Origin of the sequence: Pseudomonas lundensis, from assembly GCF_001042985.1 — a bacterium.
GTDB lineage: Bacteria > Pseudomonadota > Gammaproteobacteria > Pseudomonadales > Pseudomonadaceae > Aquipseudomonas > Aquipseudomonas lundensis.
Genome location: NZ_JYKY01000034.1, coordinates 1 through 15,950 on the forward strand (window position 1 = coordinate 1; position 15,950 = coordinate 15,950).

Annotated in this window: 14 protein-coding genes; 6 read left to right on the forward strand and 8 right to left on the reverse strand. The window is 57.1% G+C overall.

Going from position 1 to position 15,950, the window contains the following annotated elements; translation table 11 throughout:
• Positions 1 to 318: 318 nt before the first annotated feature.
• Together rhtA and TU74_RS23750 are read left to right on the forward strand one after the other, a co-directional pair.
• Positions 319 to 1,206 carry a threonine/homoserine exporter RhtA gene (rhtA, locus tag TU74_RS20425; RefSeq protein WP_048377504.1) on the forward strand — a complete coding sequence of 296 codons (888 nt, stop codon included), beginning with the start codon at positions 319 to 321 and terminating at the stop codon, positions 1,204 to 1,206.
• A 164-nt stretch (positions 1,207 to 1,370) separates the two neighbouring features.
• Positions 1,371 to 1,652, forward strand: coding sequence for a hypothetical protein (locus TU74_RS23750; protein ID WP_047293986.1), 282 nt, complete (start codon positions 1,371 to 1,373; stop codon positions 1,650 to 1,652).
• Positions 1,653 to 1,708: 56 nt separating this feature from the next.
• Here TU74_RS23750 and TU74_RS20430 read toward each other — a convergent pair whose 3' ends face one another.
• The 3 genes from TU74_RS20430 to TU74_RS24285 all read right to left on the reverse strand — a co-directional run bounded on the left by TU74_RS20430 (position 1,709) and on the right by TU74_RS24285 (position 5,207).
• On the reverse strand, positions 1,709 to 3,532 hold the full coding sequence (locus tag TU74_RS20430) for an aminopeptidase P family protein (RefSeq protein ID WP_048377505.1): 1,824 nt from the start codon (positions 3,530 to 3,532) through the stop codon (positions 1,709 to 1,711).
• Between the two features lie 56 nt (positions 3,533 to 3,588).
• On the reverse strand, positions 3,589 to 4,758 hold the full coding sequence (locus TU74_RS20435; RefSeq protein WP_048377506.1) for a cysteine desulfurase family protein: 1,170 nt from the start codon (positions 4,756 to 4,758) through the stop codon (positions 3,589 to 3,591).
• A 311-nt stretch (positions 4,759 to 5,069) separates the two neighbouring features.
• The gene (locus tag TU74_RS24285) at positions 5,070 to 5,207 is read right to left on the reverse strand and encodes a hypothetical protein (protein ID WP_156466847.1); all 138 of its coding nucleotides are present in this window, start codon (positions 5,205 to 5,207) and stop codon (positions 5,070 to 5,072) included.
• A gap of 87 nt (positions 5,208 to 5,294) precedes the next feature.
• On the opposite strand from TU74_RS24285, the gene TU74_RS20440 reads away from it, so the two are divergent.
• Complete coding sequence (locus TU74_RS20440) at positions 5,295 to 6,074, forward strand: TSUP family transporter (RefSeq protein WP_047293992.1); 780 nt, start codon at positions 5,295 to 5,297, stop codon at positions 6,072 to 6,074.
• Here the strand turns inward: TU74_RS20440 and nudC are convergent.
• From nudC to gnd, 5 genes are all read right to left on the reverse strand, one after another.
• The gene (nudC, locus tag TU74_RS20445) at positions 6,042 to 6,872 is read right to left on the reverse strand and encodes an NAD(+) diphosphatase (protein WP_048377507.1); all 831 of its coding nucleotides are present in this window, start codon (positions 6,870 to 6,872) and stop codon (positions 6,042 to 6,044) included. The genes TU74_RS20440 and nudC overlap by 33 nt on opposite strands.
• 42 nt (positions 6,873 to 6,914) lie before the next feature.
• The gene (locus TU74_RS20450; protein ID WP_047280472.1) at positions 6,915 to 7,727 is read right to left on the reverse strand and encodes a crotonase/enoyl-CoA hydratase family protein; all 813 of its coding nucleotides are present in this window, start codon (positions 7,725 to 7,727) and stop codon (positions 6,915 to 6,917) included.
• A gap of 112 nt (positions 7,728 to 7,839) precedes the next feature.
• Positions 7,840 to 8,622, reverse strand: a complete 783-nt coding sequence (locus TU74_RS20455) for a Cof-type HAD-IIB family hydrolase (protein ID WP_048377508.1) — start codon at positions 8,620 to 8,622, stop codon at positions 7,840 to 7,842.
• A gap of 40 nt (positions 8,623 to 8,662) precedes the next feature.
• Positions 8,663 to 10,186, reverse strand: a complete 1,524-nt coding sequence (gene zwf / locus TU74_RS20460; RefSeq protein ID WP_047276474.1) for a glucose-6-phosphate dehydrogenase — start codon at positions 10,184 to 10,186, stop codon at positions 8,663 to 8,665.
• Complete coding sequence (gene gnd, locus TU74_RS20465; RefSeq protein WP_047276476.1) at positions 10,183 to 11,163, reverse strand: phosphogluconate dehydrogenase (NAD(+)-dependent, decarboxylating); 981 nt, start codon at positions 11,161 to 11,163, stop codon at positions 10,183 to 10,185. Before gnd ends, zwf begins: the two co-directional genes overlap by 4 nt.
• Before the next feature lie 291 nt (positions 11,164 to 11,454).
• On the opposite strand from gnd, the gene TU74_RS20470 reads away from it, so the two are divergent.
• The 3 genes from TU74_RS20470 to TU74_RS20480 all read left to right on the forward strand — a co-directional run bounded on the left by TU74_RS20470 (position 11,455) and on the right by TU74_RS20480 (position 15,946).
• Complete coding sequence (locus TU74_RS20470) at positions 11,455 to 11,637, forward strand: DUF6026 family protein (protein WP_047276477.1); 183 nt, start codon at positions 11,455 to 11,457, stop codon at positions 11,635 to 11,637.
• A gap of 168 nt (positions 11,638 to 11,805) precedes the next feature.
• A complete protein-coding gene (locus TU74_RS20475; protein WP_047293996.1) occupies positions 11,806 to 13,548 on the forward strand; it encodes a phosphoethanolamine transferase CptA in 1,743 nt (580 codons plus the stop codon).
• 151 nt (positions 13,549 to 13,699) lie between these two features.
• Positions 13,700 to 15,946, forward strand: coding sequence for a TonB-dependent siderophore receptor (locus TU74_RS20480; RefSeq protein WP_048377509.1), 2,247 nt, complete (start codon positions 13,700 to 13,702; stop codon positions 15,944 to 15,946).
• The last annotated feature ends 4 nt before the right edge of the window (positions 15,947 to 15,950 follow it).

Genomic DNA, 15,950 nt, shown 5'->3' on the forward strand with positions numbered 1-15,950 from the left:
TCTCGTCAGCGGGAGGCGAATTCTACAGCGTTACACGCTGCTGTCAACACCTCATTTCCTGCTTCGATGATTTGAAGCTGGCATCGTTAAAACCGTCTAACTCATTGAAACTCAAGGAGTTTTCCGTTTCGACTGCGCCGGAAGTGGGGCGAATTATAGGCCGTTGAAATCCTGAGTCAAGCCCCGTGTTCGCTTTAGTTGTGAAAAGTTCAAAACCAATGTGCCCCCCCTCAATTGCGCACTATATTGCACAGCCTTTATAACTTGCGCATCATGCCCCTCTTAATGCTACTGCATCCCTTCTCAGGCCACCCCTATATGACAAAGCAGACTCAACACCTTACATCAGTTCTATTACCGGTCGGCTTACTTCTGATAGCCATGGCGTCTATTCAATCTGGCGCTTCGCTTGCCAAAAGCATGTTCCCGATCGTGGGCGCGCAAGGCACCACTACGCTGCGCCTGATCTTTGCCAGCCTCATCATGCTGCTCATTCTGCGTCCCTGGCGAGCCAAGCTCACCGCCAAGTCCCTGAAGACTGTGATTGTTTATGGCATCGCGTTAGGCGGGATGAATTTCCTCTTCTATATGTCATTGCAAACGGTCCCACTCGGCATAGCCGTAGCACTTGAATTCACAGGTCCTTTGGCAGTCGCTATTTATGCATCCCGCAGAGCTATTGATTTCGTCTGGATTGCGCTTGCGATCACGGGCCTCTTACTACTGATTCCGGTTGACGAAAGCACACATGGCATTGACTTATTAGGGGCCGGGTACGCCCTAGGGGCTGGTGTTTGCTGGGCGCTCTATATCTTGTTCGGACAGAAAGCAGGGGCTGACAACGGCGTGCAGACTGCCGCACTGGGCGTGATCATTGCGGCGTTATTCATTGCACCGATCGGCATCGTCCACGCAGGCGCAACGTTATTGACGCCAAGCCTGATCCCGGTGGCCATCGGTGTAGCTGTACTGTCGACAGCCCTGCCCTATACCCTGGAAATGGTTGCGCTCACCCGCATGCCCACGCGCACATTCGGCACGCTCATGAGCATAGAACCAGCGTTTGGCGCACTGTCAGGCCTGCTGTTTCTTAATGAAGTGCTGTCGTTCGTACAGTGGATGGCCATCCTGTGCATCATCATGGCGTCAGTCGGAGCAACGTTAACCATGCGCGGCCACACAAAGCCTGTAACTAAAGCCGAATGACAGTCCATCGCTATAAGCTCTGGCAATTGACTCTCATTTGAGCGATGTTTAATCACCGTGAGAGTCAATTGGGGCGGTTCAAGACAAGGAGATCTATAAATAGCCACGGGCAAGGCAGTTCGGCACCCACCTCCGCAACCCGACGCTAACGCTTAAGGACAGGAATGAAACGCTTTTTGATAGGTTTGACAGCATTGGCACTCGCAGGCTGTGCGGCAACCTCAGAAACCACTGTGAAACACGGCAAACGAGGGATGCATATCAACTGCTCAGGATTGTCTTCATCGTGGGACAAATGTTATGCCGAGGCTGCGCGATCCTGTGGCGAAAAAGGGTTTCGAACCCTCGCAAAATCAGGCGACTCCGCCGAAGAGCCGGGAGATTATCCCTTCGGCTTGAACCCGGCAGGTTACACCAGCCGAAGCCTGATCATCATCTGCAAGTAAAACAGCCATAAAAGTCAGCCACGCAACCCTCTGAAATTGATTGCGTGGCTTTCTTGTTATGACCGCGTGTTGACTACAGGCTCAGTGCACGTGTTCAGCCAGGCCAGCGCATCGCCTGCCAGCAACGGCGACAAGCGCTCACGAACGTGCGCGTGATAGCCATTGAGCCAATCCACCTCTTCGCACGTTAATAGCTCAACTTGAAGACAGCGCGTGTCAATCGGACACAACGTAAGCGTTTCAAACTTCAAGAACGTGCCAAATTCTGACGTCCCCGCTTCTTGATTCAAAACCAGGTTTTCAATTCGCACTCCCCAGCGACCCGGCCTGTATGTACCGGGTTCTATAGAGGTAATCATTCCCGGCAGCATGGCCGTATGCGGCGCAGTTGCGGCCTGATAGGCAATCACTTGTGGGCCTTCATGCACGTTCAGAAAGTAACCGACCCCATGTCCGGTACCGTGCCCGTAATCGACGTTATCCGCCCAGAGGGGTGCGCGCGCGATCGAGTCCAGCAAAGGAGACAAAATACCTTTCGGAAAACGGGCCCTGGACAATGCAATCACACCTTTGAGCACGCGGGTGCAGTCCTGTTTTTGTTCAGCACTGACCTCCCCCACCGGCACCATCCGCGTGATATCCGTTGTGCCACCCAGATACTGCCCACCCGAGTCAATCAGGAGCAGGCCATTACCCTCGATCACAGCATGTTCCTGCTCGGTCGCATGGTAATGAGGCATCGCACCATTTGCGTTAAATGCCGCAATGGTATTGAAGCTCAATGACACAAAACCCGGACGACGTGCCCGGGCAGCCGTCAATCGTTCATCAATGGTCAGTTCGGTAATACGCTCGCGGCCCCAAGCGGACTCCAGCCACGCAAAGAACTCGCACAACGCAGCGCCGTCCTGCTCCATTGCCTGACGGATGTGAACGGCATCTTCGGGCTTCTTTTGGGCTTTAGCTAACGTTGTAGGGTTTATGCCTTCAACCAGCCTGACCTCCTTGTTTACATTGGCAATCAGCCCACATGTGACACGCGCAGGATCCAGCAGCAAACGGGTCGATGCTGGCAAGGCCGCCAAGGCGTCTGCGATCTCGCTGTAATCACGCAGCACTACGCCCTCACGCTGCAAAGTACGCTTGAGTTCGGCACCGACCTTGTTCAGATCGACAAACAAAGAGGCTTGTGTGTGTTCAATCAATGCAAACGAGAGGAATACAGGATTAAAGGAAACGTCCGAACCGCGAAGATTAAAAAGCCAGGCGATATCGTCCAACGTAGCAATAAAGTGCGCATCGGCCTGACGCTGTTGCAGCGTTTCTCGCAATTGCGCGAGCTTTTCTCCACGGCTCACAGTGGCCTGTGGCGCTCCATGTTCGTACAACGGCTGAACAGGGAGCGAGGGACGCCCCTCCCACACCAGCCCCAACACGTCGATATCGGTACGCAATTGCGCACCCCGCTCTTTCAACCTGTTTTCCAGTGTGCGGGAAGACGCCAAGGCCAGCACTGAACCGTCCACCGCGACGGTTTCACCTTCAGGGGTTTGCTCGGCCAGCCATTCAAGCGGGCCAGGTTGCCCGGGCATCAGCTTGACCAATTCGATGCCGCTGCCCGCTAGCTCTTTGGCCGCCTGTTCCCAGTAGCGGCTATCGGCCCACACACCCGCAAAGGTCGGCGTCACGATCAACGTACCGACTGACCCCTGAAAACCCGATAACCACTGCCGGCCTTGCCAATACGCAGGCAAATACTCTGATAGATGAGGATCGGCGGAAGGCACCAGCAACGCATGGACGCCATGCTCGCTCATGACTGACCGGACCCGCGCCAGGCGCTGCACAACCGATCCTTGATTCAACAACTGAGTACTCATCCTCTCTCCTGCAGGCCAATGGTCATTGTTATGAAGCCCTGATCATGAATCAGCAACTAAGGTTGAGCAACTGCCCAAAACGGCGTGGCGACTTGTGTTGCCGCGTGAATAGCGCTGGCCAGCGCATCAACGTCTTCTTCAGATGTAAAGCGTCCAAAACTCAAGCGAAGGGTGCGTGATGCTTCTTCTGCACTCAGGCCCAAGGCGAGCAGTACATGGGACGGGGCATGACTGGCCGAATTACACGCCGACGTGGCCGAGTACGCTACATCAGCCGCCAGCACCGCACTGTCGAAGTTGCCCTCAACGAAAGTCAGACTCAGCGTGTGAGGAATCCGATGCGTCTGACAACCGTTACACCGCAAACCGGCAATACCGGCCAGTTGATCCAGTAAACGCTCACGTAAGCGGCAGATATGCGCCAGCTCTTCACTAAACTGCTGCTCGGCCAGCTCAAACGCCGCGCCCATACCTGCAATTTGGTGTGTGGCCAACGTACCGGAGCGCAGACCCAGCTCATGCCCCCCGCCATGCATCTGCGCCTGCAGCCGCTCCTGAGCCCGTGGGCCAACATACAAAGCGCCAATTCCTTTAGGCCCGTAAATCTTGTGCCCAGAAAAGGACATCAAATCCACCGGCCAACTGCCGAGATCAATGGCCATCTTTCCTGCGCCTTGTGCGGCATCCACGTGGAAAAGGGCTCCATGCTCGCGCACCCGCTGCCCGATGGACTGGATATCGTTGACTGTTCCCAGTTCGTTGTTCACCAGCATCAACGAAACCAGCAAGGTATCTTCGCGCAACGCATCCCGGACTTGCTGCACACTGATCAGCCCGTTGACGTCCGGCTTCAGCCAGGTCACATCAAAGCCTGATTGCTGCAAAAACAACGCGGTGTCCAAGACGGCCTTGTGCTCGATCTGGCTGGTAATGATATGTCCACGGGTCAAGCCACTGCCTGATGCCACCCCCTTGAGCGCCAGGTTGTTGGACTCCGTGGCCCCGGATGTCCAGACAATCTGTGAGGGCATGGCTCCAACCAACCGGGCAACTTGCGCCCGGGCCTGCTCAACCACAGCACGCGCTTGCCGACCAAACACGTGTGAACTGGAAGCCGGGTTCCCGAAGTTACCCTCGAAACCGAGGCAATCCACCATCACCTGAATGACGCGAGGATCGGCAGGTGTGGTGGCAGCGTAATCGAAATAAAGAGGTCGTTTGTCCATTGTGAACACTCACTGATCGAATTCCGGCATCAGGCATTGCTTGATAACAGAAGCGGGAGGCAAACAGGTTCAGGGGCCTTTACAACTACCCTACCGAAGCCTGCGAAAAAAGAGCCGCGCACAAGAAAAGCCGTAGGAGCATTCCCAAATTCTGATCTTGCACCGCAATGGCCTTAATAAAGCGCCAGAACACCGATCAAGCGCAAGTCTTATATGCAATACGGATATATAAATATGGAATTAGATAGATTTAAGGAATATAAACCCTCGCCTTTCAAGCTGACTCCGACTGACCGGTGAAAGTCTGCGCCTCAAGCAATGGCAGCGTCGGGGTCATTGGGGGAAACCGGCAATAACACTTGCACCGGCTGCAGGGCCGCGCGGTTTGTTTTCCCTGACCAATTGCTGAACACCTGTTGACCCAGCAGCACGTGGCAAATCGTCGACATGCCTGTCGCCGCCCTGTCGGGTTATGGGTAAGATGATGCCCTTCCCGCGCACCTGCGCCGTACGTCCCGCCGAATTAAGTCGATCCCATGCCTTTTGAACTCAGCGTAGATTTGACCACCCTCGCCATTCTGGCTGCCGTGGCCTTTGTGGCCGGCTTCATCGATGCCATCGCCGGCGGTGGTGGCCTGCTCACCACGCCTGCATTGCTCACCGCAGGGTTGCCGCCGCACCTGGTACTGGGCACCAACAAGCTCAGCTCGACCTTCGGCGCCGCCACTGCCAGCTTCACCTTTTACCGACGCAAGCTGTTTCACCCACGGGAGTGGAAACTGGCGATTTTCGGCACGTTGGCGGGCGCCCTGATTGGCGCCATCGTCGCGCACTACATGCCTGCCGAATGGCTTAATAAAATGCTGCCGGTGATTGTTTTTGCGTGCGGGTTGTACCTTTTATTCGGTGGCACGCCCAAAACCCCGATCGACAACGATGCTCCGATCAAAAAGAAGTGGCAGTTGCCTCAAGGTTTCAGTCTCGGGTTCTACGACGGCGTTGCAGGGCCTGGAACGGGGGCCTTCTGGACCGTCAGCAGCATGCTGCTTTATCCCATCGATCTGGTGAAAGCCAGCGGGGTAGCGCGCAGCATGAACTTCGTGAGCAATATTGCAGCCCTGTCGGTGTTCATCTTTTCCGGGCATGTGGACTGGATCATTGGCCTGAGCATGGGCCTGGCAGTCATGGTCGGCGCCTTCTTTGGCGCCCGCAGCGCAATCAGCGGCGGGGCCAAATTCATTCGTCCGGTATTCATCACCGTGGTATTGGGGCTGACTGTACGCCTAGCCTGGCAACACTGGTTCGGCCAGGCCTAAACGGCGCGCCACGTACAGGTCGATGAGATAACGCGCAATCGAGCGCGACGCCGGCAACGGCGGCAGGTGATGCACATTAAACCATTGCGCATCCTCAATCTCATCGGGCTGCGGCACGATCTCCCCGCCGGCATACTCCGCATGAAAACCCAACATCATGGAGTGCGGGAACGGCCAGCACTGGCTGCCCACATACTGGATGTTCTTGACCTCAAGCTGCACTTCTTCGCGCACCTCGCGGATCAGGCACTCCTCCGCCGACTCCCCCGGCTCGGCAAACCCCGCCAATGTGCTGTAGACACCAGGGACAAAGCGCGGGGACCGCGCCAACAACACCTCATCTCCTCGGGTGATCAGCACGATCATGCTCGGTGAAATACGCGGATAACTGCGCAAATCGCAAGGCGAGCAGTACATCGCCCGCTCCCCGGGCACTTGAGTCATCGCCCGGCCGCAACGCCCGCAGAACCGATGCTCGCGCGCCCACGTCGCAATCTGAGCGGCATAGCCCAACACCTTGTACAGCGTGTGATCGCCTTCCAGCATAAAGGCGCGCAACCCTTGGCAGCGACAGCCTTCCACCTCCACCGCGCGCTCCAGCTCCAGCACATACACCGGCTCGCCATCCAGATAACCGATCCCGTGTTCAGCCATCACCGGTAACGACTGTGAAGCCAGCCATTCACGCGAAAACAGCGGCCCATCATCGTTAACCAGAAAGCCCTCCGGGCTGCGCGCCACGGCACGGCCGCCCGAAAGGTTGGTGTCCAGTACTGCGGTGGTCCAACGCGGTGTCATACAAAGTCCTTGTCAGGGTTAAACGCTGACGCCGCGCAGGCGTCAGTCGAGAAATTGCGGGGTGTTCTTGGTCATGTGCGCCGTCATCGCGACGCGCAAATCAGCGGATTGCAGCATGGCTGCGTTCCAGGTAGCCACGTACTCCAGGCCGTCGTCCACCCGGTGATCGCGCATGTAACCGATCATCTGCTTGGTGCCACCAATCGCAATAGGCGACTTGCCGGCAATCTCACGTGCGATCCCCATAACGCCTGCAAGCAGCGCCTCATGGTCGGGGTAAACACGGTTGACCAGCCCGATGGCGCGCGCTTCTTCGGCACCGACCATACGCCCGGTGTAGGCCATTTCGCGGAGCATGCCATCGCCAATGATGCGCGGCAAACGCTGGAGAGTACCCACGTCGGCGGCCATGCCCATGTCGATTTCCTTGATCGAGAACTGCGCGTCTTCTGCGGCATATCGCATGTCACACGCGGCAATCAGATCAATCGCACCGCCCAGACAGTAACCTTGAACCGCCGCCAGTACAGGCTTACGGCAGCGATCCACGGCATTGAAAGAGTCTTGCATCTGCAAAATCTTGCGCCGCAACAAGCGCGCATTGCGCCCTACATCCTTGCCCATTTCGTTGGCGACCGAGGCCAGCAACATGAGGTCGATACCCGCCGAGAAATGCTTACCGGCACCGCTGATGACCACTGCCCGCACGGCATCGGTCTCGTCGATCCAGCGGAAAATATCGATGATCTCAGTCCAGAACGCCGCATTCATCGCATTGACCTTTTCCGGTCGATTGATCCGCACGTGAGCAATATTGCCGTCTAACTCAACCTCAAACGCCTGGTACTGAGACATCACCTGAATCCTTTGTTAAGTGCCGTTGCCGGCCATAAGCCAAGGACTATAACAAGCCGCAAACCACGCTAGCAGGCCGCGATCCTGCCAAACGCCGGACAAAATGACTTACTCAGTGCTTCTGAGGCCGAAGGACAAAGCGCTCGATCGCCTGGGCAACACCGTCTTGCACATTGGTGCCCGTGACATGGGTCGCCTTCAACTTGATGGCTTCGTCCGCTTGCCCCATGGCGATTGATAGCCCGGCCTTTTCGAACATCGCCGGGTCATTGCCCCCATCGCCAATGGCCATGGTCCGGGACAACGGCACATCCAGCATGTGCGCCAGCGCCACCAGGGCTTCGCCCTTGTTCGCCTTCGGCGCCGTGATATCGAGATAGAACGCCTGAGAACGGCTCGCCAGCGCCTTGCCTGCCAGTTCGTCGTGCAGGCGATCTTCAAGCTGGATCAACAATGGCGCGTCACGACTGGCGGCCACGATTTTGTCAACGCGCTCCAGGTGCGGCTCAAAACGGTCAACCACCACAGGGGCGTAGCCGAGTGCGCGCTGCTCATGATCCACCATCGGGCTGTCAGGATCGCGCAAATACCATTGATCATCAGCGAAGACCCACAGATCCACCGGGTAGGCTGACAACAGCTTCAAGCTCTGGCGTACCGCGTCTACCGGTATGTGGTGCGACTTCAGGTACTGGCCATCTGCATCGACCAATACTCCGCCATTGAAGGCCGCCGTGGGCAAGATGATGCCCAACTGCTCGATCTGATCGCGCATCGCGCGCGGCGGGCGCCCCGTGGCCAACGTGAAGAACACGCCAGCATCTTGCAGTTGCCTGACCGCCGCCACCGTGGCCTCACTCAGGGAGTGGTCCGGGCGCAGCAGGGTGCCGTCCATATCGCATAGCACCAGTTGGATTGAATCGGATTTCACGCGTTCATCCTATGTTCAGCCACACCCGGCCATCGCGGGCCAGCAGGTCTTTAGCTGCTTCAGGCCCATCTTCGCCAGCCCTGTAGGATTGGACTTCAGTGTGTTCGCGCCAGGCGTCCAAAAAGGGCTGCACGCCTCGCCAGCCGTTTTCGATGTTATCGGCGCGCTGGAACAGCGTCTGATCGCCCGTCAGGCAATCGTAAATCAACGTTTCGTAACCCGAAGAAGGCTGGATCTTGAAGAAATCCTTGTAGGCAAACCCCAACTCGATATTGGCCATTTTCAGGCCCGGTCCCGGACGCTTGGCCTGCAAGTCAAACCACATGCCTTCATTGGGCTGGATCTGAATGCGCAAATAGTTGGGCTGCATGCGCTCAACGTCGGTATCACGAAACTGCGCATAAGGCGCAGGCTTGAAGCAAATGGCAATTTCCGTGTCCCGGGCACTCATACGCTTGCCGGTGCGCAGATAAAACGGCACACCCACCCAGCGCCAGTTATCGATCATCACTTTGAGAGCGACGTAGGTTTCCGTCGTGCTGTCGGGCGCCACATTGTTTTCTTCGCGGTAACCGGGCACTGGCTTACCGCCGGACTCCCCCTGGGTGTACTGCCCGCGCACTGAATATTTGCGCGCGTCTTCAATCGACCAGGGACGAATCGCGCCGATGACCTTGGCCTTTTCGCCCCGCACCGCGTCTGCGCCGAACGCGGCAGGTGGCTCCATGGCCACCATCGCCAACAACTGAAACAGGTGATTGGGCAACATGTCGCGCAACGCACCCGTGTGTTCGTAAAAACTGCCACGTGTCTCGACCCCCACGGTTTCGGCCGCGGTGATCTGCACATGGTCAATGTAATGGTTGTTCCAAAAGGCCTCGAACAGCCCGTTGGAAAAGCGGCTGACCAAAATGTTCTGAACCGTCTCTTTGCCCAGGTAGTGGTCAATCCGGTAGATCTGCTTCTCGCTCATCACTCTTAGCAGGCAAGCGTTCAATGCCTGGGCTGTTTCGAGGTCCGAGCCAAAAGGTTTTTCAATCACGACCCGGCGAAATGCATCCGGTGTTTCATTGAGCAACCCGCTGGCTCCCAGACGCTGCGCCACTTCACTGAAAAAGCGTGGCGCAGTGGCCAGGTAAAACACCGCATTGCCCGTGCCACTGGCGGCAATCTTCTGTTCCAGCGCCGCGTAGGTGCTGTCGTCCAAAAAGTCGCCCTGCACGTAACTGATGTTTTTTGCCAGCGAAGCCCATAACGCAGCATCCAAGCCATGACCATCAGGATGATCGACCTTGCTGGAGGCTTCCGTGCGAATGAAGTCCTCCAGTTTCTTGGCAAAGCCTTCATCACTGATCGCATTGTGGTCAACGCCCACAATGCGCAGGCCATCGTCCAGCAACCCGTCACGACTCAAGTTATACAGCGCGGGCATCAGCAAGCGCTTGACCAGGTCACCGTGCGCACCAAACAGAAACAGTGTGGTGGGCGGTGCCGGCTTGGCGTCGGGTTGGCTGGACAGGTCAGTCATTTTTTAGGGGTCTCAACGTGGCCGCCGAAACCAAAGCGCATGGCCGACAACATTTTGTCGCCATACAGGCTTTGCTGACGGGAGCTGTAACGGGCAAACAATGCGCTCGACAGTACAGGAACCGGCGTCGATTGCTCCATGGCCGCTTCGATGGTCCAGCGACCTTCGCCGCTGTCAGCCACCGCACCCGAGAAACCGTCCAGCGGTGCGTCGGTGGCCAGAGCATCGGCTGTCAGGTCCAGCAACCAGGACGACACCACGCTGCCACGGCGCCAGACTTCAGCGATATCGGCCAGGTTGAGATCAAAGCGCTGGTCTTCCGGCAAGTTTTCAGAAGCCTTCATTTTCATCACGTTGAAGCCTTCGGCATAAGCCTGCATCAGGCCGTACTCGATACCGTTGTGGACCATTTTCACGAAGTGACCGGAACCTGCCGGGCCTGCATGGATGTAGCCACGTTCGGCACGGTCATCGTCAGACACACGGTCTTTGGTACGCGGGATGTCTCCCATGCCCGGCGCCAGCGTGGCGAACAACGGGTCGAGGTGCTTAACCACCGCCGTGTCACCGCCGATCATCATGCAGTAACCGCGCTCCAGGCCCCACACACCGCCCGACGTGCCGACATCCACATAACGGATGCCTTTTGCGGCCAGCGATGCGGCCCGACGGATGTCATCTTTATAGAACGTGTTGCCACCGTCGATGATGATGTCATCGGCGTCGAGCAGTTGGCTCAAGGTCTCGATGGTGTCTTCGGTCGGTGCACCGGAAGGCAGCATCACCCACACTGCACGTGGCTTGGACAGGCCGTCGACCAGCGCCTGAAGGTCGGCAACACCGGTTGCACCGTCCTTTTCCAGCGCGCTGACGAAATCGGTATTGCGGTCAAAAACCACGGTGGTATGCCCATTGAGCATCAGACGCCGTGCGATATTACCGCCCATACGGCCCAATCCAATAATTCCCAACTGCATGTACTGATGCTCCAAACACAAAATAAAAAAGGGTTACAACACTCTAGTGCAGCGATGCGTAAAGTGCCTCGCTGAGGATTAGTCCTAGCGCATGGCGCATAGTTTCGCACATGAGAGGTAACAGATTCCCTATTCAATACGTTCTGGCGACGGACGAAGGCACGCGGACAACAAAAAATATAAAAGTTCACTTCCCCGACAAAAGAAATCACAATTCACCCCGGCAGTGACCCACGACCCGTAGCGGGCCGTTCGGGTACTCGATCGAAGATGTCAAGAAAGAGGTGAACCATGACCACAGTACTGTCCGCACGACCCGCGCAAACCCTCTATGTCACGATCCGTCGTGATGAGTTGCGTCAGCTCAAGGACGACAACGCGCAGTTACTGCAACAGGTCGAGCACTTGCGCCAGCAACTGGCCCTCGGCCAATCGCCTCTTTCCCTGACACGCTCAGCCGCTCACCTGAACTGACACCCGCCTGCCATGGCGAGTGAATGCTCGCCATTTCGCGACAAAGTTTTCACATCCCCTTGTTGATACTTCAACGCTCGAAGGCTGCTCAACGCTTGATGCAGCGCTGACGCGTTGGCCACGCCTTGCTGCGCCAACCATCCAAGTGGTTATCAGCTGGAGCGCTGTATGGGGATGTTTAAACGCGATGCCACCTCGGCTAAAGGGTTCGACTGGGCAGGCCTGGGCTGGCTGTTTCTGTTCTTCTGGTACTTTTCCGGCATCACTCAACTGTTGATCCAGCTGACCGGCACCTCGGGCTTTTCCGGCTTCCGTCAGGCCTTCGTCATGAGCGCAATCTGGCTGGCCCCGATGCTGCTCTTCCCCGCCCGCACTCGCGTGCTCGCGGCGATTATTGGCGTTGTGTTGTGGGCTTGCTCCCTGGCCAGCCTCGGCTATTTCTTCATCTATCAGCAGGAATTTTCCCAAAGCGTCATCTTCATCATGTTCGAATCGAACATCTCTGAAGCGGGCGAGTACCTGACCCAGTACTTTGCCTGGTGGATGGTACTGGCCTTCCTGGCACATACCGCCGTGGCCGTATTCCTGTGGACGCGTTTAAGGCCGGTGTACCTGCCCCGCGTCCAGGCATGGGCCGCCGCCGTCGGTATTCTGGTCGCCGTCGTGGGTTACCCGCTGATCAAGCAAACGCTCAAGCACGACACCCTGGCCGCTGCGATGGAAAGCTTTGAAAGCCGCGTCGAACCTGCGGTGCCATGGCAGATGGTAGTGGCGTATCGCCGTTACCTTGAGCAACTGGACAGCATGCAGGGCATGTTGGCCAGCGCCAGCAAAATCCCGCCGTTGACCCATCTCAAGGACAGTGAAGCGGGCAAGCCTGCCACGCTGGTGCTGGTCATCGGCGAGTCAACCAACCGCCAGCGCATGAGCCTGTATGGCTACAACCGCAAAACCACGCCCAACCTCGACGAACTGCGCGATCAGCTGTCGATTTTCGACAACGTCGTGACCCCGCGTCCGTACACCATCGAGGCCTTGCAACAAGTACTGACGTTTGCGGACGAAGAAAACCCGGACCTGTACCTGAGCACGCCGTCGCTGGTCAGTGTGATGAAGCAGGCGGGCTACAAAACCTTCTGGGTGACCAACCAGCAGACCATGACCAAGCGCAACACCATGCTCACCACCTTCTCCGAGCAAGCGGACGAACAGGTCTACCTCAACAACAACCGCAATCAGAACGCCCGTCAGTACGATGGCGACGTGCTGGAGCCGTTCTCGAAAATCCTCGCCGACAGCGCACCGCGAAAACTGATCGTGGTTCACTTGCTGGGCACCCACATGAGCTACCAGTACCGTTACCCGCCCAGCTTCGACACATTTACTGACCGCACAGGTGTGCCCGCGGGTCTGACGGACGATCAGGTGCCGACCTACAACAGTTACGACAATGCGGTGCTGTACAACGATTTCGTGGTGTCGAGCCTGATCAAGGACTTCGCCAAGACCGATCCCAACGGTTTCCTGCTGTACCTGTCCGACCACGGCGAAGACGTGTTCGACTCGGTCGGCCACAGCACGCTGGGGCGCAACGAAGCCAAACCGACGGCTCCGATGTACACCATTCCCTTCATGGCCTGGGCCTCACCGAAATGGCGTGAAAACCACCCATGGAATTTCACCCGTGACCTGAGTCGCCCGTACAGCAGCTCGCAATTCATTCACACCTGGAGCGACCTGGCCGGGTTGTCCGCCGATGAGCTGGACGACAAGAAAAGCCTGGTCAGCGATCAATTCGTGGCCCGCCCGCAACTGATCGGCGACCCCTACTCGCGTCCGCAAAAAGCCTTGATCGACTTCAGCCTGATCAAACCCAAACACCCGGCTCCCGGTGAAATCGCCAAGCAATAACCCCCGCCACGAGGCGGCCCGACCGCCTCGTTGACTTTCAGTTGCGCCAAGACATAATTTGAAATAAGAACATTTCCCATTTGGCTAATTTGCCTCCTTATCGCTCGTTTTATGTGAACCACTTCACAACAACGATAAGGAGCCGACAGCCATGTACGCGCCCAAACCCCGTCCCGTCACGTTCGCCCTCGGCCTGCTTGGCAGTGTTTTCACCGCCCAACTGCTGGCAGCGCCCGAGGCCGAAAAGGATGAGCCAGCCCCATCCCCCACGCTGGAACTCCCCAAAACCAGCATCACCGCCCAGGGATTAGGCGCCATCACTGAGCACACAGGCGCTTACACCACCGGTTCTACCAATACCGCCACCCGGCTTAACCTGAGCATTCGCGACACCCCGCAGTCGGTTTCGGTGGTCACCCGTCAGGAAATGGACGACTTCAACCTCAACACCCTCACCGAAGCGATGCGCCATACCACCGGCGTGGTGGTGCAACACAACGACACAGATCGCGTCAGTTATTCATCCCGGGGCTATTCCATCCAGAACTTTCAAATCGACGGGATGCTCAACACATTCAGCAACATGAAAACCGACGCCGACACGATCATTTATGACCGCATCGAGCTGGTGCGCGGCGCCACGGGCCTGACCACCGGTGCGGGTGATCCGTCCGCCACTATCAACATGATCCGCAAGCGCCCGACTCATGAACTGGCCGCCAAAGTGGGCGTCAGTGGCGGTAGTTACGACGACTATTACAGCTACGTGGATGTCGGCGGTCCATTGGGCCTTGACGGCCGTTTGCGCGGCCGCAGCGTACTGGCCTACCGTGACGCCAAGTCCTTTCGCGATCACTACGCCCTCAAACGAGAAGTGGCCTACGGCATTCTTGAAGCCGACCTCACCGACGACACCACCCTCTCGGTGGGTTATGACTACTTCAACAAAGAGGTCCAGGGCACATCCTGGGGCACATTGCCCTATTGGAATGGCGCAGGGGGAAAAGCCGGGCTGGGCCGTGCAACCAATTGGGTAGCGCCCTGGAGTTCATGGCCCAAACAAGACAAAACGGCGTTTGCCACGCTGGATCAACGTCTATTCAGCGACTGGCGCCTCAAAGCGGCTTACACCCATCGCATCAGCAGTACAGACGGCAGTGTTTATTACGCCGGGGGCGGTTTTCCGCAAGCCGATGGCACGGGCATGCAGGCCTATACCAAGCACATGACGGGCGACGAATCCATGACCGCCATGGACATCAATATTTCAGGCACGTACCCGCTGTTCGGTCGCGATCACGAGCTGATGTTTGGCTACGGGGAGGCAACGTTCGTCAATACCTCGCCCTGGTTAATTGATCGCAACCCGGAAGGTTACATACAGGTGCCCGACTGGCAGAACCTGAGCAACGTGCCCAAATTCCAGGACATCAACACCGGGCTGGAGCAAAGCCGGGACACCACCCAGCAAAAAGCCGGGTACCTGGCAACACGCTTTAACCTCAGCGATCAATGGCACGCGGTGCTGGGCACGCGTTACGGCAGCTGGAAAGGCACCAACCTCAACAAGGAATACGACGAAACCACGTACCGACTGACCCAAAAAAACAAAGTCACCCAACTGCATAACGACATGCTCACCCCGTACGCCGGGCTACTCTATGACTTCACCGAGCACCTCACGGCCTACGTGAGCTACACCGATATTTTCAAACCGTCCGAAGAGAAAACCATCAACAAGACTTACCTTGAGCCGGTGGTCGGCAGTAACTACGAAGTGGGCCTCAAGGGCAGCTTTCTGCAAGAACGGTTGAATCTCTCGAGCGCCGTGTTCTGGAGCACGCAAGACAACGTACCTGTGATAGATGACTCCGTGCCCCGCGGCCCGAATGGCGAGGAATATTACAAATCAGCCGGCAAAGGCAACAAGATCAAGGGCTTTGAAATAGAACTGGCCGGAGAAGTCATGCGCGACTGGAACATGATGGCCGGTTACACCTACACCCATTCGCGGGACAGTGAAGGTCAACGCCTTAACAGTGCATCGCCGTTAAACCTGTTCAAGCTCTCAAGCACCTATCGGCTGCCCGGCCAATGGCGAGCCCTGACAGTGGGTGCGGCCGTAAACTGGCAAAGCGACATATTCCGTGAGGCTTGGCGCCCAACCGGTGGCAAAGATGAAAAGGGCGAGCCGATTACCGTCGCCGATACCATCACTCAAAAGTCCTACACCCTGGTGGATCTGATGGCCCGCTACGAATTCGACAAACACCTGTCGGCCACACTGAACGTCAAAAACCTGTTCGATCAGAAGTACTACGACAATGTCGGCTTTTATAACGGAGTGTTCTGGGGGGATCCCCGTACCGTCAACCTGGGGATTGAATGGAAGCTTTAGCCCG